4 protein-coding genes are annotated in these 3,697 nt (G+C 64.4%); all 4 read right to left on the minus strand.

The genetic code is table 11. The features are described 5' to 3' along the window. A partial coding sequence (locus tag ACXJKR_RS27060) for a Mu transposase C-terminal domain-containing protein (protein ID WP_457325443.1) occupies positions 1 to 1,952 on the minus strand: 1,952 nt, incomplete at its 3' end. Beyond that, the gene (locus ACXJKR_RS27065; RefSeq protein ID WP_457325444.1) at positions 1,933 to 2,208 is read right to left on the minus strand and encodes a hypothetical protein; all 276 of its coding nucleotides are present in this window, start codon (positions 2,206 to 2,208) and stop codon (positions 1,933 to 1,935) included. The genes ACXJKR_RS27065 and ACXJKR_RS27060, both read right to left, overlap by 20 nt. Continuing rightward, the gene (locus ACXJKR_RS27070) at positions 2,189 to 3,004 is read right to left on the minus strand and encodes a Tn7 transposase TnsA N-terminal domain-containing protein (protein ID WP_457325445.1); all 816 of its coding nucleotides are present in this window, start codon (positions 3,002 to 3,004) and stop codon (positions 2,189 to 2,191) included. The genes ACXJKR_RS27065 and ACXJKR_RS27070 overlap by 20 nt, the downstream gene beginning before the upstream one ends. Before the next feature lie 337 nt (positions 3,005 to 3,341). Next, positions 3,342 to 3,599, minus strand: coding sequence for a hypothetical protein (locus ACXJKR_RS27075; protein WP_457325446.1), 258 nt, complete (start codon positions 3,597 to 3,599; stop codon positions 3,342 to 3,344). Positions 3,600 to 3,697: the final 98 nt, after the last annotated feature.

Below are 3,697 nucleotides of genomic sequence, written 5' to 3' on the forward strand. Positions count from 1 at the left end.
GAGTTGGTAACGGGTATGGCGGGCGCGGTCACTGCCTGAGAGGCGGCGGGTGGCGGAGCACTCGGCTTGGGCGGYGGTGGCGGCACCGACCGGCCTGGCGGTTTGGGCGCGCTGCTGGCGCTTGGCACCTGTCCTTCCTGAAACCGGCCGATCCGGCTGCGTGACCGGGCCTTCTTCTGCGCGAACTCGTCGCGGATCAGCTCCGCAATCCGTTCCTTGGCCTCCAGCCAGCCCGAGGAGCCGTACTGGGACATCTCACGCGCCGCAAACCGCTTGCACACTTTGTGCTGCCAGGCCGTAAGGCCGTTGGCGTACGCCTGGTTCAATGCCAGCGCGGTGAACATCCGCGTCTTGTCCGGCGAGAAGACCACGAGCGACCCGATGTCGCCGTCGTTGACGCTGATCTCAACCTCCAGTCGATCGCCGAGCTGCATCCGCAGCTTGGCCAGTTCCGGCGAGTTGTAGAACAGGCCTTCGAACTCGATGCCCTTGTGGGTCAGTGTCCGAGCCAATCGACGGCCAAGGACGGCGTCCAGCCGCTCTGGATCCTCCGGCAGGCCGATGTCCTCAGGCCTGATGCGGCTGGACCAAGCGACCGCCGGTGGGACCTTGAGGGCGCGATGCGGCCGCTGGTGATAGACGTCGGCGATCCACATCATCACCACCTTCTTCAGCACGCTGAGACGAATGACCGCGTGCTTCAACGGGTCGTAGTCGTCCTTCTCGAAGATGTTGGAGAAGGTCGTGCCCGGCACGCCGTGCGCTACTTCGAAGTTCAGCGTCTTCAGGAAACGTTCGATCTTGCCCTTGTGCCAAGGCTTCTTGCGCGGCGAGTAGTGGATCTCCATCCCGAGTTCCAACGCAGCCTGCTCAAGGCCTATGCCGTGGAACTCCAAGCCGTTGTCGACCGACGCCTCGCCCGCCACCCCATGCGCAAGCCAGTCGTTGACGATCTCCGGGTGTTCCTCCTTCAAGCGGGTCTTCGGGAGGAAGGCGTGCTTGAGGCAGCGGGCCACCGTCAGCAGGCTCGGCGGCTCAAAGCCGATGTTGATGCCCAGCACACACCGCGTGTTGTCGTCGATGCAGACGGTCATCACGGGTCTGCCCAGGGGCAGCCCGGTGCGGTCGTCCAGCACCATCAGATCAAGCAGCGTGTGGTCGATCTCGCAACGTTCCAGAGGGAACTGCGTGGTTCGGTGCCGCTTCACCGAACGGAACCGCCGCACCGCAGCCATGCGCCCTTCGCGAGCGACGCAGCGATCAAACGCGGGTATCTCGTTGATCTTGCGCTTGACGAGTTGAAGGGTCGGCAGCGGCAGCTTGTCTGCGTCCGGCCGCAGCTTGTTCTCCCTGATGACGTCCACGCAGGCTCTGTCGAGGGTGTCCTGGACGGTCTTGCGCTCCAGCGTGAGGTAGACCACGTCGATGGCGTTCTCGACAATGTCCGTCACCATCTCTGGATACCGGGCCGTCCGGTTGCCGCGCTGCGATATCTTGTCCACCACGGCCCGGATGTCTCCGCCGGCAGCGACGAGGCATGAGCGCCAGCGGCGGACCGTGGCAGGGTGGGGCGCTGTGGCGGGCTGCTTGATCTTCTGCCACAGCTTCTGGATCGCCTCCCGGATGAACCTGTTCGAAGCGGGGACGTCCTGGAGTGCCTTCACATACAGGCGCTTCAGCTTCGCCTTGTCGAATTGCTCCTTGGAAATCTCCGTGTGGGCCTTCCCCAGCTCGGCCAAGCGAGGTGCAACCGCCGGGCGGCCGGCAGGTGGCTCGAAGATTAGCGCGCCATTCAGGTACAGCGTTTGAAGTTCCGGGATGGTCTTCTCGGTAATGCGCTTGGTCCGCGTGTCCTCCAATTGCCAGGTGATGGCGTCCACCAAGCGCGTCAGCACGTGCGTGCGGCCGTCAAACCGCACTTCGGCGTTGCGCTCAAAGCGGGCGGTTCCCATTGGGACCTCCCGTGCTCTTGGTGGGCGACACACCTGTCTGAAAGCGAGTTGCAACCGCCGGGCGACCGGCAGGTGGCTCGAAGATCAGCGCGCCGATCAGGTACAGCGTTTGAAGTTCCGGGATGGTGATCCCGGTGATGCGCTTGGTCCGCGTGTCCTCCAGCTGCCAGGTGATGGCGGCTACGAGGCGCGTCAGCACATGCGTGCGGCCGTCTAACCGCACCTTGGCGTTGAGCTCAAAGCGGGCGGCTCCCATTGGGACCTCCCGTACTCATGGTGGGCGACACACCCGTCTGATCATGTGCCAGCAGCGGACCCGGAACGGCCCCCCCGACGCCCGGCCGGCGCAGGATGGTGCTGCGGCCGATTGGCGCATCGACGTCCAGCAACAGTTGACCCTCAAGCAAGAGACGGCAGGCGACCTTGTGCCCCTCGGCACCAAATGCGCCGTCAAGGATCACGCCCCAGCTGAGGACCGGCTGGCGATCCAGCAGCAGACGGGCCCGCTCGCGTGCGAGATCGGAGATGGCTGGGCGCCCGTGGCGCAGCACGAGGGCCGCGTTGGAGAGCCGCGGCTCTGCGGCGAGGTCTTCGGCCAGGACGACGCGGTATCGATACCCGTAGCTAGGCAGCGCCTCCTGCAGCAGCCGAGTGCGTTGGGCGAAACGCTCAGCGTCGGCCCTGGTCTTCACCTCCCACAGCTCCCGGCCGCTGGCGGTTTGGACCTCGATGTCCGGATAGTGGTCGTGCTGGACGCCGTCCATCACATACGTCACGACCAGAGGTTGCTCAGCAAAGCGCAAAACGCTGGCGTGGGCATCGAGCAGCCGGAAAGCGTGGAGTTCGTGTGGCGACTCCCAGTGGAGCATTCGCTTGGCCTTCCAGCTCGGGTACTTGCCGCTGCTGGTGGCCTTCGACCGCGAGATCACTTTGCGGGCGCGTGGCTTCCCCTCCTCGGGATAGCGAATGGCCACGATCGGGCCTCTCATCAGTGGGCCCGAGGTGTCGCGGGCGTGCGCACCTGGTGGCTTGGATGCGTGGTGTTTGCTCATGGTTTTCTCCTTCAGTGCCCGGGGGCGGGCGGTCCATGCGCGATTCGTGGGGCAACACAGTTCCCTCAGCACGCGGACTGAAGTTGCACTGATGCAACGCCAGCTCACACGACTGATGACGACTGAGGACAACAGAGAGGAGAAAAGCAGCCCGAGGCCGCCCGCGGAAGGGCGACCTCCTTGCCGAAGGCAAGTCAAGGGATTAGAGTCTTCGAACCGGATCCACTGGTTTTGCGGACTCAGGGCCTATTGCTGGTTGGCGCCGGCAATAGGCCTTCTGCCTTTCTGGGCTATCTATTCGTAGCCGAACATTTCGCGCTCCTTTCTCGCGATGGCTTCACGCGCCACCACGCGAACTCTTGACCAGATAGCGCGCGACGTCCGTGGCAAGCACGTACACGCCGCGGCGTCCCTGGAACTTCATGACCGGCATCTCCAGACGCCCACGCTGGCAGTGCCGGTCGAAAGCTTCTGCCGACGGGAACTGCAACACCTCGGTCAAGGCCAGGCGGCCCAGCACGGGCCCGTACTTGGCCATCAGGTGCTGCACGATGACGCTGTCATCGGCACCGGTGGGCTCATCGGTGCTCGTCATTCCAGCGCTCCCAGGGCAGGCTTCATGGCGCCAGTTTGGCGACCAGCTACGACCCTGACAACCCACGCCGCGCATTTGCGCTTGCATAGGAGATACCC

The organism is Roseateles sp. P5_E11, assembly GCF_054049355.1.

What these genes read in the sequence shown, in the direction of transcription:
- ACXJKR_RS27065 (WP_457325444.1), bottom strand. Translation starts at nt 2,208, where the DNA reads ATGGGAGCCGCCCGCTTTGAGCTCAACGCCAAGGTGCGGTTAGACGGC.
- ACXJKR_RS27070 (WP_457325445.1), bottom strand. Translation starts at nt 3,004, where the DNA reads ATGAGCAAACACCACGCATCCAAGCCACCAGGTGCGCACGCCCGCGAC.
- ACXJKR_RS27075 (WP_457325446.1), bottom strand. Translation starts at nt 3,599, where the DNA reads ATGACGAGCACCGATGAGCCCACCGGTGCCGATGACAGCGTCATCGTG.